The following is an 18,239-nucleotide window of genomic DNA, read 5'->3' on the forward strand; positions in this document are numbered from 1 at the left end:
GCGACAAGCCGCGCGCCTTTGCGCTTCTGGGGTTACTTCTCCGACTTTCTCGTCTTGCGCTCGCCGGGCACAAAAAAAGCTCGCCGAACGCACACTGCCGCCCGGTGTCGAAGCCGACAATGAAGTCGACCTGAGCAACGCGCAGCCATTCGATGAGCGCAGCAACCCGATGAGGAGGAGCAGCATGAACCGACGCATTCTTTCCGCGGTGATAATCGCAAGCGCAGCCGTAACCGCACTGGCAAGCAGTGCCTCGTACGCGCAACTCAATCTCAAGCAGTTCGGTATTGGCGGCGGCGACAGTTCGTCCGGCAACGCCGCAACGGGCGCTGCGTCGGCGGGCGGCGTGTCGCAATTGCTGCAGAACTACGTGGGTGCGAACCAGCAGGTGCTGGCGGGCCAGTCGAGCCTCGCCTCGGCGATGGGCATGTCGGGCGCCGCAGGGCAGGCGCAGCAGGCCGCCGGCCTGTTGAGCGGCGGCACGCCGTCGGTCAGTCAGTTGACGCAGGTCGGCAGCACGCAGCAGTCGCTGTCGCAGCAACTGACGCAGGCCTTCGCGAACGGCGGCGGTGCGTCGCCGTCGGGCTCGATCGACAAGCAGGCGTTCTCGAGCGGACTCGAATCGCTCGGCAAAGGCGTGAGCCAGTATTCGAGCCTGCAGTCGAGCCTCGGCGGCGTCGGGCAGATGAACCCGACGTCGCTGCTGCAGTCGGGCCTCAATCCGCAGTCGGCGCAGGCCGCGTCGTATATCGCGCAGTCCGCGCCCGGGCAGTTGCAGTCGCTCGCGTCGACGCTTTCGCAGGCCGTGCAGTTCGCGACGAGCCATGGGATCAGCGTGCCCTCGATCGCCAACTCGGCGCTCAAGGGATTCTGACGAACGCTAACGACCGCGCGCGACGTCAGCCGTATTCGCGCGCTTCAAAGGATGCGCACCGACCGGGCTCACGCCATGATTGCGCGGCTGTTTATTCAAACCATCGTCTGGCTCTTCGTGATGGGCGCCGTGCTGTTCGCGTCCGCGGGCACGCTCGCATGGCCGTTTGCATGGCTCTATCTCGTGGAAGTCGGCGTGCTCGGTCTCTGGCTCGGCGTATGGCTTGCGCGGCACGATCCGGCCTTGCTTGCCGAACGCATGAGCATGTTCATGCAGCCGGCGCAAAGCCGCTGGGACAAACTTTTCATGCTGTGCGCGGGGATCGGGTGGTTCGGCTGGCTCGTGTTGATCGGGATCGATGGCGGGCGCTTGCATCGATCGGGCATGCCGCTCTGGCTCAACGTGTGCGGGGCGGTTGCCGTTTGCGTCTGTATCGTCGCGACGCGGTCCGTGTTCCGTGCGAATAGCTACGCGGCGCCGGTCGTGAAGATACAAACGGAGCGGGGCCACAAGGTCAGCGATAGCGGACCGTATGCATACGTGCGCCATCCGATGTACACCGCCGCGAGCCTGTACCTTGCCGGCACGCCGCTGATGCTCGGCTCGTGGTGGGGCCTCGCGTGCGTGCCGTTGATGATCGCCGGTCTCGGCTACCGCGCGGTGCTCGAGGAACGCATGCTGATCGACGGGCTCGAAGGCTACGCCGACTATGCGGCGCGCGTGCGCTACCGGCTCGTGCCGCATGTCTGGTGACGCGAGAAGGGCGCGATCGGCCGACAAGGCGTCGCGGCAGTCAATCCGACGCGTGCCGCGCCGCGGCGCCTGCGTCACGAATCGTTCATATTGCGCAGCGCGAAAATTGACAGCGCGGCAAATCGTGGATAATGCTGCGCGAAATGCGCGATCAGGGCGCGCCGCCGACCGGTGGCGAAGTCCGATCCAACGTCGCGGCCGAACTGCCGGCCGTCCGGTTTACCCACCGGATTGACGAAAGCGAGAGGCGCATCAAACCCACGAGGTCGAAACGAAATGAACATGAACAGTCAGGCTGAAGCCGTTTGCGCGCGCGCGGCGCACGCAAACCCGCTGCTGGCGCAGACGATGCCCGCCTATGAGCAGATCAAGCGCTACGTGCTGGCGCGCATTGCCGAGGGCGCATGGACACCCGGTGCGCCGATTCCTTCGGAGACGGAACTCGTCAAGCAATTCGGCGTTGCGCGCATGACGGTTTCGCGCGCGTTGCGCGAACTGACGAACGAACGTGTGCTGACCCGCGTGCAAGGCGCGGGCACCTATGTGGCGCCGCCACGCTATGAATCGACGGTGCATGCGGTTCGCAATATCGCCGATGAAATCGCGGCACGCGGCCATCGGCATTCGGCGCATGTGCTGATGCTCGAGGCAAGCGCTGCGCAAAGCGCGCTCGATGCGCTCGGGCTTGACGAGGGGCCCGTGTTCCACTCGCGCATCGTGCATTGCGAAGAGGGCGCGCCGATCCAGTATGAAGACCGCTTCGTGAACCCGCGCCTTTTTCCCGAGTATCTCGAGCAGGACTTCACGGTCGAAACGCCGAACCAGTATATGGTGCGCGTCGTGCCGATCCAGCGCGCCGAGTTCGAGATTCACGCGCAAAAGCCCGAGGCGCAGGTGCGCCGTCACCTGCAGATGGAGATGGGCGAGCCCTGCCTGATGCTGTGGCGTCGCACATGGGTCGGCGCCGAGATTGCGACGTCGGTGCAGTTGTGGCATCCGGCGTCGCGCTTTCACCTTGCGGGCGCGCTTTAGATTGCCGCGTTGCACGTCCCGCGTTGAAGCCGGCTTTAGTACCCGGCTTCAACGCCTCGCTCCAAAGCCTGGCTTCGAAGCCTCGCCTTGAAGTGCTCCGGCGCGCTCAATGCGCATTCAAATGCCTTGCAATCGTCGGGTACACATCGATCGACGCGTTCTTGCCGAAGATGCAGTCGATATGCCCGTACCCGTCGATCAGATGCCGCTCGTAATTGTCCGGCCCGAATCGCTCGACCAGCATATCGAAGGTCATTTCGGTACTGGCCGGTAAGTAGCAGCGATTTTCGGCGCCGTGGATAAACGCGATCGGCAGCTTCATTCCCTCGAGATCCCTTAGATAGACGTCTTCGCCTTGCGCATCGACAATATGGCCTTCGCGCACGATGCGTGCGAGCTGCATGAAAAGCTCGATATCGTGGACGCCGAACAGTTCGTCGAGGTTGGCATGCAGCGGCTCGTTCAATTGCGCATGCTCGTAGACGAGTCCATAGAGGAATGTCGCGCGATGGCAGACCGCGCTATTGCATGCTTCGTCGTCTTCGTTCGGGAAGAAGCGCAGCGCCTCGTCGAGCAGATTGTGCGGCCACTTTTCGTGACGCGTGTACGCGGTCAGATCGTCGACGCCGAGAAAGCGCAGAATCTGCGGCGTATGCAGTCCTGCCTTGACGCGTTGCAACAGTCCCGGCACCAGATGCGCGGAAACCTGCGACAGCACGACCGAGCGCACGCCGCGCAGGCCCGATAGCAGCGCCATCGTCGTGACGACCGCGCCGAGACAGTGCGCGACCACCTGAATGTCTTGCGCGCCGCTCAGTTCGCGCACTTTTGCGACGGCGGCCGGAAGGTCGTAGCGCGCGATCGCATCGGCCGTGGTCGGCTCCGTCGCGCTCGGCAATTCGATGCTCACGCGCAGATCGACGAGCCAGACATCGAAGCCCGCCGCGCACAGGAATTCGACGAGGTTCGTTTCGATCAGATCGGTCGAAAAAATGCGGCTCGATACGCCGGAGCCATGCACGAGCAGCACCGGACCCTTCGTGCCGCCGTGATAACGCGTGAGCCGCAGGGTTTTGTTATCGGGCGCGGGGGTGTTGAAGTAGCTGACCTGCGGCGCCGGCGTGCGCAGCGCGCGACGCGCGCGCGGCGTGACATCGTCGTCGGCGAATTGCAGCGGCGCGGCGACGCCGCCATATTCGGTGAACAGCACGCCGGCAAAGAACTCGCCGAATTTCCGCGTCCATTTGAGCCGCGTGGCGAGATCGGGCGCATTCGTCACTTCGATCGTGCGCTGCTGCTTGAGGAAATTTTCGGGCGTGATGATCAGCGTCGCGCGGCCGAGGACGGCGGCGTCCGCTGCTTCGGACGCGCGCACTTCGAGATAAAGCGTGTTGGTCTGCTCCCACAGATTCAGCAGCGACGAACGGGTGATGATTTTCTGTCCGAACAGGAAGACCGTCTTGCCATCGGCCGCATTGAGCGTCATCCGGTAGTTCATGTTGCGGCGCTCGACATGCTCCGGGTCGACGACGAACAGATTGAAGCGGCCGTTCGAGATCTGCAGCGGTTCGGGAGACAGCGCCGCGCAAGTCAGCGTGCCGATCATCGCGGCCGTGTGCTGCGGATTGGCGAGCATGTCGGCAAGATCGGCCGATTCGACGGTTGCCGTGAAGCTCATCGGCACGCCCTGGTCCGCGGTTGCGCCGCTCGGCACATAGGTGCCTTTCATCGTTTCAGTGAAGCGCAGGCCGATTTTCGGCTGCGGCGGCGTAGCGGCAGTTCCGACCGCCGCGTAGTCGATCTGCCAGCCGCGTGCGGCGGCGAGCTGCGCGCAGTTGCGCTCCGCGAGCGCGGAAATCGTCAGCAGCGGGTTCACGCCGAGCGAGATCGGGATCACGGCGCCGTCCATCACATACAGGCCCGGATGCACCGCATGGCCCGCGATGCCGGAAAACACGCGTCCGGCTTCGTCGACGACGCCCTGTTGCGCGTCGTCGGCCATCGCACAGCCGCCGAGCGGATGCACGGTCACCGTGCGGTTGCGGAACATGTCGGATGAGATCGGATTGCGCACATACTCGCCGCCGAGCGCACTCGTTGCCGCTTCGAGCGTGTGCTCGACGACGTCGTAGATCGGCTGCTTGCCGGCGTTCGGCCAGGCGACGCGCGGACGGCCATCGTCGTCGACGGTGATGCGACCGCTTTCGTCGTCGTGCGCCATCACGAGGAAGGTCTGTGTGTTGCGCATCGCGCCGTAGTGCGGCCCGCGCAGCATGCTTTCGATCACGCGCGCTTCGTCCGCGAGCGGCGGATCGCCTTCCGGGTCCGGCATCGACACGCCTTCGACCGGCGCGGCCGCGCCGAGTACGCCGGCGAGGAAGCCGCCGATCGGCGAGGCGAGCGACCCTTCCTCGATCACGAAGCCGTCGCGCACATCGGGCGTGTTCCGATGATCGATGATGCCGGTGATGGTCGGTCCGACGCGCGGCAGATCGCCGCGCCATTGCGCGCCCCAGCCGACACCGTTGATTTCGTGGTCCGTATTGAACGCGAACGCGAGCACATCGCCGTTGCCGGTAAAGCGGTGCCCGAGTTGGGTCGACACGGGCAGACCTGCTTCGTTCGAGCGCAGCAGAATCGCGGTCGAGCCGAGCGTGCCGGCCGACAGGATCACGATATCGGCCGTGATCGACATCTCGGGCGCTCCGTACAGATCGCGGCCCAGCGCGACCGGCTGATAGCGGACGATCCATTTCTGCCGGGCCTGATCGCGCAACACGGAGTGGACCGCGACGCCCGTGAAAATCTGCGCGCCGTGCGCGACGGCATCGGGCAGATAGTTCATATGCGTCGAATTCTTCGCGTCGTAGTTGCAACCCGAATTGCAGTCGCCGCAGCCGATACAGCGGCATTGATCGACGCCCGCGGCGTTCTTGCCGTCCTTGAACGTGACGGTAATGGGCGGCCGGTAGAAGCGGTCTTCCATGCCAAGTCTTTGCGCGGACAACTCGAGCGCCGCGAGCTTGGGCAGCGGCTTCGAGTCGTGCGTGAAATCGTCGGGCACCTTTGACGGCTGCAGCATCGCGCTGGCGAGCACAAGTCGGATCGTAGCCATGTCGTTCTGTGAGCCAAGGAGTTGGTAGAATGTTTTGTCTTCCTAAGACCGCTTGGCCTCCGACTTGGCTGCAGCGCGACGTTAGCGTTGATCAGCGACGTACCGCCGAGACCGCAACCGACCACCACGTTGACGTCGGGATTCACGTGCACTTCGAGCAGCGCGAGCGGCGAGCCTTCCTGGCCGATGCCCGTGTTGTATTGCACCTGCGTAAGCCCCTCGACCGGCGTCTTCGGGTATTCGCCAGCCATGAATTCGCGGCCCCGCTCAAGCAGACACACGTCGCGTTTCGCGCGCGCCATGCGGCTCGCCGCGATCGCGCCACCGTAGCCGGACCCGACGACGACCACCTCGTAATGCGGCTTCATCGCCTCGAGGGCGCTGGACAAGCGGTTCATTTCGACCACCTCTTTATATTCGATGTGCAGGGCGGGGGAGACCCTGACGACGAGGACGGCTCGCGCGCTCGCAGCCGATCTGCAATGAGGCATGCAACCCGAACATCCTGGACTGCGCGGCAGAAAATGCAAAGGAGTTCGTGAGATAAAAAAGCGGACGGTGCCCGCGCGGACTTCGTCGATTGCCGTTGCTAATGCTTCGGTGTGCTGCGCGGCCGCCTGTTACGCGGCCGCTTCAAACGGTTCGCCTTCGATGCTCGATTCGACGGCGAGCAGGTTGAGCACGACAAGGATCGCCGCGCGGTTTTCGATGTCGATTGCGATGCCGAGCTCGCCGGTGAGCCACCGGCCGATCTTCGTGTTGGAAAAATCGATCGCGTCGGCCGTCTTTTTCATGGTGACGCCGAGCTTGACGGCGCGATAGTGATACGACGGCACGCGATGCCGCGTCGCCACGGCCGACAGGCCGCCCTTGCATTCGGAGCACCAGCCGAGGATGCCGGCGAGCACGATGCGCTCGGGTTCGTCGAGGTCCGCGATAAACGCGCGTGCGGCGGTGCGCACGCGCTGCTCGTCGAGGCCGTATTGCAGCAGCACGCTGTCGATCGGATCGTCGAGCGCGTGCGCGCGCAGATCGATTTCCTGCGCCATGCCTTCGCTTTCCATCGATACGTTGCGCTGATGACTCGCGCTGCGCAGACAGTCGATCAGATAACGGCGGAAGTACGCGCAGATCGCATAGCTGTTGGACGGCGCGCTTTCGGGGCACGCATGCGACTCCATATGGCCGGGCGCGAGACGCAACACCTTCGAATAGATGAACTGATGCACGAGTTCTTCCTTGTCCTCGCCGAGCGCATGCAGTTCGAGCGGATGATAGCCGCGCAGCGCGCGTTTCACGAGGTCGTACATCGACACCATTTCGTCGTCCGACAGTTGCGTACGGCGGCGCCACAGTTCGGGAAGGACCGCGTCGTCAAACGTGCGTGCGAATTCGTGAGTCGATACCGCGCTCATGGAAGCCTCCGTCGGGTGAAGGGCAAGGAAGCGCGGTGGAGGCGGGAAGTCCGCCGGAGCCTGGGGGGCAAAGGTGCTGAATCGGTCTTCGCGTGCTTCGGAAGACCGCATGCCGCGCTGGAATTGGTATGCAGTATGGGTTTCGCGCGGCGCATCGCCTATATGGATTAAGTGATAGCTGAAGGGTAAACCGATGGGTAAACCAGCTACGCGTTCAGGTGCAGGCGTTTGTGCGCTGCGTCATCGGGTCCGCATCCCGATACCCGAATGGAATATTGCAGCGGTAGACTCTGCGTACACGAAAAACGACCACGAAGTAACGCAGCCGTTCAGCCCTGCGAGCGCGCCTGCTTTACCTCAAGGAGACCGCACGATGCGGGCCGATCCGATCCAGCGTGCCATCGACGAAGACCTCGTCCGCGTGCTTTACGCGCAGGACCCGATTGCCTTTTTCTCGCACTGGTTTTCGATCGCAATGCTGGTCGCGCTGTACTGGGCCGATATGCCGTACCCGCAGCGCTTCGCCGTGTGTTTTATCTTCTACGCGCTCGCGAACTGCGCGGGTCTCGCGCTATGGATGTGCCATCGGCGCTGGCCCGACGCACTGCAGGCGCGCGCGTGGATCTATCTGCATGCGGTGCGCAACGCGCTGCTGTATGCGGCGCCGGGTCTTGCGATCTGGTTTGCGTTTCAAAGCACGCATACGAACCTGCCGCTGCTGCACACCGTACTGATCGTCACGCTGGCCGCAGGCGTGTTTATGTCGAACGGCTTCGACGTCGTCAATTTCTCGACGTCGATCGCATTCCTGCTGCTGCCGTCGATCGTGCTGCACTTCGGCGTCCGCACGTTCGACCGCACCATTCTGGCGATCGTCCTCGCGTTCTTCTTCTGCGCGATCAACGTCTATGCGCTTAGCTATCGCAAGCTGTTTCAGCGCGTCGTGCAGGCGCGCGTCGATCAACAGACGCTGGCCGAATCGCTGGCCGAGCAGAAGCTCGTTGCCGAGGAGGCGAGCCTCGCGAAGTCGCGGTTCTTTGCAGCCGCCAGCCACGACTTGCGCCAGCCGCTGCACGCGATCGGTCTGCTGGCGGCGTCGCTGAACGACCCGACGGCAACCCATGCGCAACACGCGAAGACCGCTGACCATATCGTCAACAACGTCGAGGCGCTCAATCAGCTGTTCAACCAGGTGCTCGACCTTGCGCGGCTCGAAAGCGGCGTGACGCAGGTGGTCAAGCTGCATTTCCGGCTCTCCGAACTGTTCGAGCGCGTCGGCAACCAGTACTGGCCGCAGGCCGCGGCGAAGGGGCTCGCGCTGCGTATCGCGCCAACCTCGGCCGTCGTGCACGGCGACCCTGTGCTGCTCGAGCGGATTCTCAGCAATCTGCTGTCGAACGCGGTGCGCTATACGGAAAGCGGTGCGATCTGGATGGGCTTCAGGCGCTCGGGCCGCCTCGCGGGCGGCTATATCGAGGTGCGCGATTCCGGCATCGGCGTCCCGCCCGATGAACAGGAACGTATTTTCGAGGAGTTCTACCAGGTGGCCAATCCGCAGCGCGACGCGCGGCAAGGGCACGGTCTCGGCTTGCCGACCGTCAGACGCCTCGTCGAACTGCTCGGCGGCGAACTGCAATTGCGCTCGCGGCCTGGGCGCGGTTCGGTGTTCCGCTTTACCGTCGACGCGGGCGACCCGGCGCGCATCGTCGCGGGGCTCAACGAAACGGCGAGCGGAGCGTCGGCGGCACTCGGCCGGCATGTGCTGTGCATCGACGACGAACCGGCGATTCTCGAAGGGCTGTCGAGTCTGCTTGGGCGTTGGGGCTGCATCGTACGCGGCGCGCACGACGAGTTGCAGGCGTTGCGTGCAATCGATGAGGGCTTCATGCCCGACGCGGTGCTGTGCGACTACCAGCTCGCGAACCACCGAACCGGCGCGCAGGCGCTCGCTGCCGTGCGCGACGCATTGCGCCGGCGTGGCCGCGATCAGGTCGTCACGCTGCTGATTACCGGCGATATGGCGTCCGCCGAACTGCAGGCGCTTGCGCGCGATGGCATTCCGGTACTGCACAAGCCCGTGACCGCGGCGCGGCTGCGCCGTACGCTCGAGATGCTGTGGCAGCAGCCGCAGACGCCGATGGTCGTGGCGTTCGCGCCAAACGAGCAGGAGGGCGCGGTAGCGCCTCAGGTGGCGCAGGCAATACAACAGCAGGCAATGCCGCAAGCGCTGTCAGGAAGGCGCGCGTAGCGCGTTTGCCGCTCGTGTCCTGCGGTGCAGAGCAGCGCAACCGGATCGGTGAGCCGTTATGCTCGCCTCGTCGCCTTCCTTGCACCGGACGTCGCCGCGTTGAACTCCCTTCCGGTTTGCAGAAGAAAAACTCCACCCAGTATTGCCGCCATCGCTATCAGCTCGATGCCCCGAACCGACTCGTGGGCGATCAGCGATCCCATGATTAGTGCGATGACAGGCGGAACGTAGGTCACGCTGGAAGCGGCGACTGCACCAAGCCGGGCAACGATCGCGTAATAAAGGATATAGGCGAGGCCGGTGCCCGTCAGACCAAGCCCCAGCACGAGTCCCAAAACTGCGCGGGCATTGTCGGTGACGTGCATCATGCCGCGAAAGTCCGTGATGCAGCTAATGAGGACAAGAGCGAAGCCGATCTGCCAGGTGGAGAGAACGAGCGGCGAGAGGTCGAGGTTCGACAAGAACCGCCGCGCGTAAACGAACGAGCATCCAACGCTCAGCGAGCCGGCGATCATGTAACCGACGCCTCGCGGATCGATGCCGCCGCCGTGCGCATTCCACGGCCGGGCGATCATGAGCACGCCTACGAACCCAAGGACGATGCCACCGATCATGCGTACATTCAGGCGCTCCTCGCGCAGCAACGCCCACGCGCAAAGAAACGAGAAGAGCGGGATTGCGCCGCTCAACATTCCCGCGACACTCGATGGCAGGAGTGCAGTTCCTTTGGCGAACGCGTAGTAATAGATCACGGTGGCGAGCAGCGACATCACGATGAAGTGGTGTGCGTGGCGCAGGTGTGTCCATCTGAGCGCCCGCGTGAAGAGCGCGACCGCGAGCAGCGGCATGAAGCCGAAGAGCACGCGAAGAAACACGATCTGGCTGGCGGAGATCTCAACGCTTGCCCACTTCATGAACAGGAAATTCGTGCCCCAGACAAGGCCGAGCGCCGCGAAGGCGAGATAAGCGGGATTCATGACGTCAAAATGGCGGAGCGGATGATGGGGTCTCGATTGTCTTCGCGGCGCCGGTGCGCTACAAACCATTTAAACTTTGCCATGGAATAGAAAACCTGCACCATGCGACGCTATCCTCCACTGAAAGCACTCCCCGCGTTCGAAGCCGCGATGCGGCGTGGCAGCTTTACGCTCGCCGCCGACGAGTTGCGCGTAACCCCCGGCGCGATCGGTCAACAAATCCAGAAACTCGAAGCGTGGCTCGGCGTAACGCTGTTCGTTCGACAGATTCGGCAGGTGACGCCCACTTCGGAAGGTCGAGCGTACTTCGCGCAGATTCGGCCTGCTCTTGCGGAAATCGTTAGCGCGAGCCATCGTCTTCGTGAGCGCCGCAAGAAAGGTGTCCGCCTATCCATGCCGCCGAGCTTTGCCGCGAAGTGGTTCGGGCCGCGCATGGCGGATTTTCTGCAAGCGAGCCCGGGAATGTCACTGAGTCTGAGCACGACCACAACGATGGTTGATTTCGAGCTGGATGGAGTCGACCTGGCCGTCAGACACTTCGACGGCAACGCTCCGCATCTATGCGTACAACTGCTTTGCCATGACGAAGCTCGTGTGTACTGCCACCCTGCATATGCGAAGAAACGCAAGTTGAGGCGGCCCGACGATTTGCGGTCGGCCACACTGCTGCACAACACGTTGCATCCGTACTGGAAGGCGTGGTTCGATCGTTTCACTGGACTCGATGAATCTCAGATAGAGGCTATTGCCGGCCTGCAGTTCGACCAGTCATTGATGGCAATCGAAGCGGCGGTATCCGCTCAGGGCGTTGTGCTGACAAGTCCACTGTTGCTTGAAGCGGAGCTCGCGCGGGGAGAACTCGTCGATCCGTTCGGCAAGGCGCTGCCGCTAGAGCGTGGCTACTATCTCGTCCATCCCGACACCGGCGAATCTCAACAAGCCGTGCAATCGCTCAAGGGCTGGTTCGCCGGGCAAATGGCTATCGGAACGCCAGGCTAGTTCGCACTCTTGACCGCGGCCGTCGACGGACCGCGCGCGATCATGAAATGTCTGCCGGCCACCGCACGGCGACGTATCGATGCGACGCCGTGCGATGCCGGGCTATCGTCGGCGTATCAGAACGCAGGCAAGTCGTTTACCCAGCGAATAATGTTTTTCAAATGGTCTGCCGGATCGCCGGGTATCGTGGTGGTCCACGTTTTGTCCTTCATGATCGACAGCGGCGCATAGGCAATTGCACCGACAATGACTTCAGAAGGCCGTGGACTGAAGATGCGGCACCAGCGCCATCAAGGCCGACCCATGCTCGGGTGTATGCGCGGCAAGCGCATTGAGGCGAGCGGTCATCATGTCCTTATCGAGGATTGTGTACAGGCCCCCATGCTTCATCAGCGTCGTCAACGAACGGGACGTGCTGTGCGGACCGGGCCGTGATCGAATGGCGTGATTCAACGCGCGAAGGTTTGCGCACAGCAGGGCGTCCTGATCTGTCTTGAGCATCGCTATACCTGTTTGGTGAGATTCAATGGGAAGTGAGGCAGTTCGTCGGCCCAGGCTGCAGGAAATCAGCGAGGGCATCGATGCTCTGCTGCAACACAGGCTCCGATTTCAAAACAGGTGAACGGCCGTCGCATTCCGTGTTGAAACTGATGCCTGATGAAGTATGAGATTTGTATCGGGCGCGAAGCGGCTTCTCTATCGTTGCGTCTATGCGCTCAAACCCCGTTTCAATGGCATGTTCCCGGCGGCGGGCGCGATTCTGTGGACGACCTCTTCGGAAGCGCTGCCTGGCGATCTCGACCTCCACGTGTCCGCCACGCATCTGTTCGACCCGGCGCTATCGCCGACGGGCGGTGCGTTGGTGCTCGCGGTATCGGTGACGCAACCGGAATCGCTCGGACGATTGCGGCTCGCCAACCGCGACCCGCGCTGCGCGCCGCACATCGACTACGCGATGCTGACCACGGATCGCGACCGCCGCCGCATGCTTCGCAGTTCAGAATGTCGTTTTGACTCGCGCCCGAACATCACGGTAAAGTCGACTTCCTTTCTGTAGACGCGGCTCGACAGTTCCGGAACGATGCGTTCCGTGAACCACGTCGCGATATTCCAATACATGTCCTTGTAGCAGCCCAACACGCATGCAAGATGCGTGGCCGCGGGGCAAGGTCGTCATGCCTGCTCTTTTGTGTGTCAATCGATACATATTTGGCTTGACAGAGGGCTCGTCGTAACTATGATATCTATCGAATGTTTCAGAAAGGTATTTTTCGCGTTGCCGTTAGAAAGAAAGCGCGTTTTTGTGGCCGGTGCGAGCCGCGGTATCGGCGCTGCTATCGCGCGGCAATTGTCGGCTGGACAAAGGGCCTCGCCCGCGCCGCTGGCGACAGTGGGGAAGCTGGTGAGCTGGCGGGCCTTTTCAGCGGCGCTTGCCGGACCTTTTATCACGCTGGTGGCGAGCCGTCTGCCATACCGCTTCGTTCTTCTCCAAACAAAGGAATTTGATCATGGAATCTCGTCTTTCCGGCAAGGTTGCGTTTGTCACGGGCGGAGCGCGGGGCATTGGCGCGGCGGTGGTGCGCCGTCTCGCGCGGGAAGGGGCGGCGGTCGCATTCACATATTACAGTTCGGCGGACAGCGCGCTGGCCCTTGCCGACAGCGTCAAGAAAGACGGAGGCAATGTGCTGGCGATCAAGGCCGATGTCGCGAACGACGAAGCGCTCACGCGCGCAATCGACGATGCGGCGAAGGAAATGGGCAAGGTGGACATTCTTGTCAATAATGCCGGCGTGCTGTATCTCGGCACCGTAGACAGTTTCTCGCTGCAAGATTTTGACAAGACACTGGCCGTCAATGTCCGCGCCGTATTCGTCGGCGTGAAGGCGGTGTTGCCACACATGGGACAGGGCGGCCGCATCATCACGATCGGCAGCTGCAATTCCGAGCGCATGCCGTTTCCCGGCGGCAGCGCTTACGCGATGAGCAAGTCGGCGCTGCGCGGCCTGACGCAAGGCATGGCGCGCGACCTCGCGCCTCGAGGCATTACCGTAAACAACGTGCACCCGGGTCCGGTCGACACCGATATGAATCCGCAGAACACCGAGTTCGGAGCGAAGCTGCACGAGTTGATGGCGGTGCAGCGGCATAGCACGGCCGACGAGATCGCCGGCATGGTGGCCTATGTCGCGAGCGACGAGGCGGCATTCGTGACAGGCGCGAATCTGGGCATCGACGGCGGCATCAACGCGTGAAGAACTGGCACGACCCGCATCGTGCATGCAGAGTGGTCACGGTCGCTTGCCTGTAGGGCAGGCGTCCTGTTTCGTGGTGCCTGGACCGTGCGGAGATCTTTTGCGTCGTTCAACGGCGCGCGGCCGTATTTCCCGTCAATACAGGCCAGCCTGCCAGCGCAGCCTTGCCGGTTTTGGCGAGCGTGGTGCGACTCGCTCCATCGCGAGCCTGGATCGACATGCCTTGTTGTACCGTCATCAGATACGTGGCCAGCCCGTTGACATCTGTGCAAGCCGCAATCTCTCCGGTCTTCACGCCGGACGCCAGTTTGCGTGCCAGGGTTTTTGCGCAATCGCTTCGTCTGCGTATGAGTTCGTCGCGGACCGAGGCGCTGTCGTCGGCGGCGTGGAGTGCCGACAACACAACGAGGCATCCGGTTGGTTTGCCTTTGCGCGTAAATGCCCGTGCGCTCTCCATCAGAAATCCTTCTGCTGCGTCATAGGCGGTCTGCGCAGCCGCGACGGTTCCCCATATCGAAGCCCCATCCGTTTTGACGTAGAACGCGACTGCCTCGCGAAAAAGCGCTTCTTTCGATCCAAACGCCGCATACAGACTCGGCGACGCAATGCCCATCGCAGACGTCAGATCGACCATCGACGCGCCATCGAAACCTTTCGCCCAGAACACATCCATCGCGCGGGCCAGAGCCACGTCCCGGTCAAAGCCACGCGGTCTTCCACGGGTTCCCATCGCGAACTCCAATTATTTGTCGTTCAGTATATATTCTGACCGATAGATGCCAAGCCGTAACGGAACGACTGCTTTTCGCGCGAACGCTGCCATTGCGTGCGGCATGCGCCTCATTGATTGCGCGAGGCGCTTTGGTCCGCGTCGGGCCAGGCAGACATCGCAACGTCGATCATGTGCTCGAGCACTTCAGACGACGCGCCACTCTGCGGAAAGTTCAGAACCGCCTGCAAGACGCCGAGATAGTACCAGGCCAACGCGTCCACATCGCTCTCAGGTTCAAGCTCGCCCGTCGCTACGGCTTCGCGCAATAGATTCGCGAAAACTTCGCGTTGCCTCGCAATGCCCGCAAGTGCAGTTGCCTTGCCCGCGGCGGCGAGATCGATCAATTCGACGCTGCTTCGCGCCAGCAGGCAACCGGCCGGGCGCCGCGACGCGCCGGGTTTCGGCAAGAAATCGCGCAATATCGCCTCGACGCTCGCACGCGCCGAATCGGCACGCGCCGAAGTCATCCGTTTGATCACCCGCTCCGTGTAGACCTCCAGCGCATCGCGGAAAAGGTTGTCCTTGTCGCCAAAGCGCAGGTAAAGGCTCGAGCGCGACAAGCCGGTCGCCTCTGTGAGGTCATGGATCGAAGCGGTCGCATAGCCGTGGCGCCAGAAGACGTCGATCGCGGCGGCGATGACGGCGCCCTCGTGATATTGCGGCTTTCCACTCATACATTCTCCTGTTGACAAGCTGGAACGATTGTTCCATCATTCTTGTACCGATCGTTCCATCATACATCAGGGGAAGTGCCGTGCTCAATGAGTCACCTCAGCCACCTCAGCCGGTATCGCGCCGCATGCGCGTTGCCGTCGCAGGCGCGACGGGCCGTGTCGGCGCCACATTAATCGACCGACTGGGCGCCGATCCCGTCGATGTCATTGCACTTACGCGGCAAAACGCCTCAGCGCAATGGGCATCGAACGTGGCTGCCGCGACGGTGGACTTCGACCGGCACGCCACGCTTCAGGAAGCGCTTCGCGGCGTCGATAAGCTGTTTGTCGCACACGGCACATCGGCCCGGCAGGTGCAGAACGAGATCGCGCTTATCGACGCCGCCGTAGCCGCCGGTGTTCGCCACATCGTCAAGCTTTCGGTCATGGGGCCGGCAACGCGGCTCAATCCGTTTGCCTGGCACATGCAGATCGAAGCCCATCTGGCCCGCCTGCCGGTCGCGTCGACTGCACTGAGGCCCGCCACTTTCGCCGACGTGCTCAAGCGCGCAGGCGCCCTCGTAGCGGCAGGCCGTTGGGCCGGGGCAGCAGGCGACGGCAGTGCGAACTTCATCGATACGCGAGACGTTGCCGAAGCGGCACGCGTTGCCTTGCTCGAAGACGTCGCTGACCAGTCCCAGCGCGCATATCACCTGAGCGGGCCGCGCAACTGGACGATGCAGCAGATAGCCGACGAGTTATCGCATCTGCTCGGCCGGCCGGTTGTGTATCACCATCGGTCGCCGGCGGAGCATCGCGAGGCCTTGCTTGCCGATGGGCAGCCCGCGCTGGTTGCCGACCTGCTTGTTGGTTTGGACCTGCTTTTCAGCGAATCGGCGCTCGCAGAAACCACCTCGACCGTCGAGAAATTGACGGGCCAGCCTCCGCGTTCCTTGTCTGACTGGCTGAGAGAAAACATCGCGATCTTCCAGCAATAAGCGCATTCATCGCTCGCACTCGCGAGGCGCTGAAAGCGTGCCGATTTAAGGTTGGTACCTGGAGGCGGATTGGAACGGCCAGAGTTTCCCGCAGTCTGGCCATAACTCCATAGAAATCTTGCGGGGACATGAGACAAGTGATGAACAATCGATCGTTGCGCGCCCGCCGCGGGCTACCGCTTGCGGTACTGCTTTCGTTGCTGGCAGGACCGGCTTTTTCGCAAACAGCGGACGTGACACCCGCCGACACCGAGGCGGTTCGCGAGCTGTTTCTCCAGCAGGCGGCCGCCGAGACCGCACATGACATCGACGCGCTGAACGGCATGTTCGCGCCTGCCGCGCCGGGGCAGCCCGATCCCGTGTCGTTCGTGGCGCGCGCATACCGCTTTTGGGGCAAGGACGCCGTGATGCAGCATTTCAAGCAGACCTTCGCCGGGACATGGAGTCTCGAGCCAGACCCGAGTGCGCTGCGCGTCATTGCGCTAAACCGCGATACGGTACAGGTGTACGCACCGACCAAAGTAACGATCGGTGTGCCGGGTCAGCCGGCGAAGACCGCGACGTTTCTGATCAACGAGTTTATGATCCGCAGCCCGTCCGGCTGGAAGGTTGCCACGGTGATTCCGGTGCCGGCGCAATAGAGCGCAATAGGGGACGAGCAGATGACTATTCATACCATGCTGGCCTGCTGCGCCGCTGCCTCGCTGGTCAGTCTCGCGCACGCTGAAACGCCGCATCGTTTTACCGATGCGGACCGTCAGGCCGTTGAAGCGGTTTTCATCCGGCAAGCGCAGGCGGCCACCGCGCACGACATCAACGCGTTCGAGGGTGTGCTGGTCTCGGCGCCGGCCGGCGAGCCCGATCCGATTGTGCTGCTCGCTCGGTCCTATCAGTTCTGGGGCAAGCCGGCGCTGATCGAGCATTTCAAGAAAACGTTCGAGGGCGTGTGGAAGTTCGAGCCGGACACTGCGAAGATCCGTATTGTTCCGCTGAGCGCTGACGTTGCGCAGTTGTATGCGCCTACGCGGGTCACGGTCGGCGCTTCGGAAGCCACCGCAAAAACCGCGTCGTTTCTCGTCTATGAAACGGCCGTGCGAACCGCTGACGGCTGGCGCATTGCTTCGATCGTGCCGGTGCCCGCGCAGTAGCCGGTGCGTATTGCAACATGGATGAAGGGCCGGTCTTTATCGCCGGGCAGCGAGCGTGTTTTCGCATCGCCGCTCACACGGCGACAAACCGCGGGTCCAGATTGGCAATGGCAAACTCCCGCACGTGCTGCACAAACGACTTCAACAACAATGCAGGCGGCCTCTGGGATGGCGTCAAAATCGAAAAGTCCGTAACCAGTGCCGGCTCGAACGGCTTGAACACGACGCCCATGCCGCGATAGCTCCATGCGCTCATTGCATCGATCAGCGAAATCCCAACCCCAGCCTCGACGAACGAACAGATGGCATGCGACACCTGTGTTTCGAGCTGGGCCTTGAGTCGAATGCCGTGAGCCGCAAACAGCGCTTCGATCTGCAGCCGCGAATCGAGCGTGCGCGGATGCGCAATGAAGCGCTCTCCGGCAATGTCCTGAGGTCGAATCGTGTCCAGTGCACAGAGCCGATGCCCGGCTGGTAACGCGCATACCATCTGCGTAGAGATCAATCGCTCGCCGTGCGCGCTAGGATGATTCATCGACAGGATCGCAAAGCCTATATCGCAGCGTTGGCCAACAACCATATCGATCACCGACGGCGACGAATGCACGAGCACGGACACGTGAGCCTCGGTATGTGTCTTCAGATAGTCGGCAACCGCATGCGGCAGGAACGACAACGCGATAGCGGGTGCTCCCACGATCTGCAGCGTGCCGCGCTGTAACGCACGGATTTCTTCAGCCGCGCGTGCGATCCGGTCGACTCCGAAGAGCGAGCGTTGTACCTCTTCGTACAGCGCTTGCGCTTCGACGGTCGGATAGAGCCGCCCCTTCACGCGCTCGAATAGCGAAAACCCTAGCGATCGTTCGAGATCGGCCAGAAGACGTGTCGTCGCAGGCTGCGAGATATGCAGCATCTCGCTTGCGCGCGTGACAGTCTGGCAAAGCATCGTGGCCCGAAAGGCTTCGAGCTGGCGCAGTTTCATTGAGCAAGATCCATAACAAAA

General features: G+C 62.5%; 17 protein-coding genes and 1 pseudogene. 10 read left to right on the forward strand and 8 right to left on the reverse strand.

Translation table 11 applies throughout. The annotated features are described in order from the left end of the window. Positions 1 to 184 precede the first annotated feature (184 nt). On the forward strand, positions 185 to 874 hold the full coding sequence (locus QYH69_RS05365) for a hypothetical protein (protein ID WP_308830857.1): 690 nt from the start codon (positions 185 to 187) through the stop codon (positions 872 to 874). A 75-nt stretch (positions 875 to 949) separates the two neighbouring features. Then, on the forward strand, positions 950 to 1,627 hold the full coding sequence (locus QYH69_RS05370; protein ID WP_308830858.1) for an isoprenylcysteine carboxylmethyltransferase family protein: 678 nt from the start codon (positions 950 to 952) through the stop codon (positions 1,625 to 1,627). Positions 1,628 to 1,701: 74 nt separating this feature from the next. Here the strand turns inward: QYH69_RS05370 and QYH69_RS05375 are convergent, their stop codons facing one another. Further along, a complete protein-coding gene (locus QYH69_RS05375; protein ID WP_308830859.1) occupies positions 1,702 to 1,911 on the reverse strand; it encodes a hypothetical protein in 210 nt (69 codons plus the stop codon). Here QYH69_RS05375 and hutC point away from each other — a divergent pair. Next, complete coding sequence (gene hutC, locus QYH69_RS05380) at positions 1,910 to 2,659, forward strand: histidine utilization repressor (RefSeq protein ID WP_374992352.1); 750 nt, start codon at positions 1,910 to 1,912, stop codon at positions 2,657 to 2,659. The two genes, QYH69_RS05375 and hutC, sit on opposite strands and share 2 nt — an antisense overlap. A 106-nt stretch (positions 2,660 to 2,765) precedes the next feature. Here the strand turns inward: hutC and QYH69_RS05385 are convergent. Together QYH69_RS05385 and QYH69_RS05390 are read right to left on the reverse strand one after the other, a co-directional pair. Beyond that, positions 2,766 to 6,172: pseudogene (locus tag QYH69_RS05385) on the reverse strand (alpha/beta fold hydrolase). A 222-nt stretch (positions 6,173 to 6,394) separates the two neighbouring features. Then, positions 6,395 to 7,189 carry a hypothetical protein gene (locus QYH69_RS05390; RefSeq protein ID WP_308830861.1) on the reverse strand — a complete coding sequence of 265 codons (795 nt, stop codon included), beginning with the start codon at positions 7,187 to 7,189 and terminating at the stop codon, positions 6,395 to 6,397. A 373-nt stretch (positions 7,190 to 7,562) separates the two neighbouring features. On the opposite strand from QYH69_RS05390, the gene QYH69_RS05395 reads away from it, so the two are divergent. Further along, positions 7,563 to 9,437, forward strand: a complete 1,875-nt coding sequence (locus QYH69_RS05395) for a hybrid sensor histidine kinase/response regulator (RefSeq protein WP_308830862.1) — start codon at positions 7,563 to 7,565, stop codon at positions 9,435 to 9,437. 56 nt (positions 9,438 to 9,493) lie between these two features. Here QYH69_RS05395 and QYH69_RS05400 read toward each other — a convergent pair whose 3' ends face one another. Next, entirely contained in the window at positions 9,494 to 10,414 is a 921-nt protein-coding gene (locus tag QYH69_RS05400; protein ID WP_308830863.1) for a DMT family transporter, read from the reverse strand. Between the two features lie 102 nt (positions 10,415 to 10,516). On the opposite strand from QYH69_RS05400, the gene QYH69_RS05405 reads away from it, so the two are divergent. Continuing rightward, entirely contained in the window at positions 10,517 to 11,413 is an 897-nt protein-coding gene (locus QYH69_RS05405) for a LysR substrate-binding domain-containing protein (protein ID WP_308830864.1), read from the forward strand. Between the two features lie 252 nt (positions 11,414 to 11,665). Here QYH69_RS05405 and QYH69_RS05410 read toward each other — a convergent pair whose 3' ends face one another. Beyond that, the gene (locus QYH69_RS05410; RefSeq protein WP_308830865.1) at positions 11,666 to 11,992 is read right to left on the reverse strand and encodes a hypothetical protein; all 327 of its coding nucleotides are present in this window, start codon (positions 11,990 to 11,992) and stop codon (positions 11,666 to 11,668) included. A gap of 85 nt (positions 11,993 to 12,077) precedes the next feature. Here QYH69_RS05410 and QYH69_RS05415 point away from each other — a divergent pair, with 85 nt between their 5' ends. Both QYH69_RS05415 and QYH69_RS05420 read left to right on the forward strand, forming a co-directional pair. Continuing rightward, entirely contained in the window at positions 12,078 to 12,470 is a 393-nt protein-coding gene (locus tag QYH69_RS05415; protein ID WP_308830866.1) for a hypothetical protein, read from the forward strand. 451 nt (positions 12,471 to 12,921) lie between these two features. Next, on the forward strand, positions 12,922 to 13,665 hold the full coding sequence (locus QYH69_RS05420) for an SDR family oxidoreductase (RefSeq protein ID WP_308830867.1): 744 nt from the start codon (positions 12,922 to 12,924) through the stop codon (positions 13,663 to 13,665). Positions 13,666 to 13,774: 109 nt separating this feature from the next. Here QYH69_RS05420 and QYH69_RS05425 read toward each other — a convergent pair whose 3' ends face one another. Beyond that, on the reverse strand, positions 13,775 to 14,395 hold the full coding sequence (locus tag QYH69_RS05425) for a TetR/AcrR family transcriptional regulator (protein ID WP_308831074.1): 621 nt from the start codon (positions 14,393 to 14,395) through the stop codon (positions 13,775 to 13,777). Between the two features lie 110 nt (positions 14,396 to 14,505). Next, positions 14,506 to 15,111, reverse strand: a complete 606-nt coding sequence (locus QYH69_RS05430) for a TetR/AcrR family transcriptional regulator (RefSeq protein ID WP_308830868.1) — start codon at positions 15,109 to 15,111, stop codon at positions 14,506 to 14,508. A gap of 125 nt (positions 15,112 to 15,236) precedes the next feature. Here QYH69_RS05430 and QYH69_RS05435 point away from each other — a divergent pair, with 125 nt between their 5' ends. From QYH69_RS05435 to QYH69_RS05445, 3 genes are all read left to right on the forward strand, one after another. After that, a complete protein-coding gene (locus tag QYH69_RS05435) occupies positions 15,237 to 16,088 on the forward strand; it encodes an NmrA family NAD(P)-binding protein (protein WP_308830869.1) in 852 nt (283 codons plus the stop codon). Between the two features lie 140 nt (positions 16,089 to 16,228). Then, entirely contained in the window at positions 16,229 to 16,729 is a 501-nt protein-coding gene (locus QYH69_RS05440; RefSeq protein ID WP_308830870.1) for a nuclear transport factor 2 family protein, read from the forward strand. Positions 16,730 to 16,750: 21 nt separating this feature from the next. Next, positions 16,751 to 17,236, forward strand: a complete 486-nt coding sequence (locus QYH69_RS05445; protein WP_308830871.1) for a nuclear transport factor 2 family protein — start codon at positions 16,751 to 16,753, stop codon at positions 17,234 to 17,236. A 73-nt stretch (positions 17,237 to 17,309) separates the two neighbouring features. Here the strand turns inward: QYH69_RS05445 and QYH69_RS05450 are convergent, their stop codons facing one another. Beyond that, positions 17,310 to 18,218, reverse strand: a complete 909-nt coding sequence (locus tag QYH69_RS05450) for a LysR substrate-binding domain-containing protein (RefSeq protein ID WP_308830872.1) — start codon at positions 18,216 to 18,218, stop codon at positions 17,310 to 17,312. Between the last annotated feature and the right edge of the window lie 21 nt (positions 18,219 to 18,239).

This window comes from Paraburkholderia sp. SARCC-3016 (assembly GCF_031119615.1).
Lineage (GTDB): Bacteria > Pseudomonadota > Gammaproteobacteria > Burkholderiales > Burkholderiaceae > Paraburkholderia.

Excerpts from the sequence above, each read along its gene's own strand:
- QYH69_RS05430 (WP_308830868.1), bottom strand. The coding sequence starts at position 15,111 with ATGAGTGGAAAGCCGCAATATCACGAGGGCGCCGTCATCGCCGCCGCG.
- QYH69_RS05395 (WP_308830862.1), top strand. The coding sequence starts at position 7,563 with ATGCGGGCCGATCCGATCCAGCGTGCCATCGACGAAGACCTCGTCCGC.
- QYH69_RS05390 (WP_308830861.1), bottom strand. The coding sequence starts at position 7,189 with ATGAGCGCGGTATCGACTCACGAATTCGCACGCACGTTTGACGACGCG.
- QYH69_RS05420 (WP_308830867.1), top strand. The coding sequence starts at position 12,922 with ATGGAATCTCGTCTTTCCGGCAAGGTTGCGTTTGTCACGGGCGGAGCG.
- QYH69_RS05365 (WP_308830857.1), top strand. The coding sequence starts at position 185 with ATGAACCGACGCATTCTTTCCGCGGTGATAATCGCAAGCGCAGCCGTA.
- QYH69_RS05375 (WP_308830859.1), bottom strand. The coding sequence starts at position 1,911 with ATGTTCATTTCGTTTCGACCTCGTGGGTTTGATGCGCCTCTCGCTTTC.
- QYH69_RS05415 (WP_308830866.1), top strand. The coding sequence starts at position 12,078 with ATGAGATTTGTATCGGGCGCGAAGCGGCTTCTCTATCGTTGCGTCTAT.
- QYH69_RS05410 (WP_308830865.1), bottom strand. The coding sequence starts at position 11,992 with ATGCCCTCGCTGATTTCCTGCAGCCTGGGCCGACGAACTGCCTCACTT.
- hutC (WP_374992352.1), top strand. The coding sequence starts at position 1,910 with ATGAACAGTCAGGCTGAAGCCGTTTGCGCGCGCGCGGCGCACGCAAAC.
- QYH69_RS05445 (WP_308830871.1), top strand. The coding sequence starts at position 16,751 with ATGACTATTCATACCATGCTGGCCTGCTGCGCCGCTGCCTCGCTGGTC.
- QYH69_RS05450 (WP_308830872.1), bottom strand. The coding sequence starts at position 18,218 with ATGAAACTGCGCCAGCTCGAAGCCTTTCGGGCCACGATGCTTTGCCAG.
- QYH69_RS05400 (WP_308830863.1), bottom strand. The coding sequence starts at position 10,414 with ATGAATCCCGCTTATCTCGCCTTCGCGGCGCTCGGCCTTGTCTGGGGC.
- QYH69_RS05425 (WP_308831074.1), bottom strand. The coding sequence starts at position 14,395 with ATGGGAACCCGTGGAAGACCGCGTGGCTTTGACCGGGACGTGGCTCTG.
- QYH69_RS05435 (WP_308830869.1), top strand. The coding sequence starts at position 15,237 with ATGCGCGTTGCCGTCGCAGGCGCGACGGGCCGTGTCGGCGCCACATTA.
- QYH69_RS05370 (WP_308830858.1), top strand. The coding sequence starts at position 950 with ATGATTGCGCGGCTGTTTATTCAAACCATCGTCTGGCTCTTCGTGATG.
- QYH69_RS05405 (WP_308830864.1), top strand. The coding sequence starts at position 10,517 with ATGCGACGCTATCCTCCACTGAAAGCACTCCCCGCGTTCGAAGCCGCG.
- QYH69_RS05440 (WP_308830870.1), top strand. The coding sequence starts at position 16,229 with ATGAACAATCGATCGTTGCGCGCCCGCCGCGGGCTACCGCTTGCGGTA.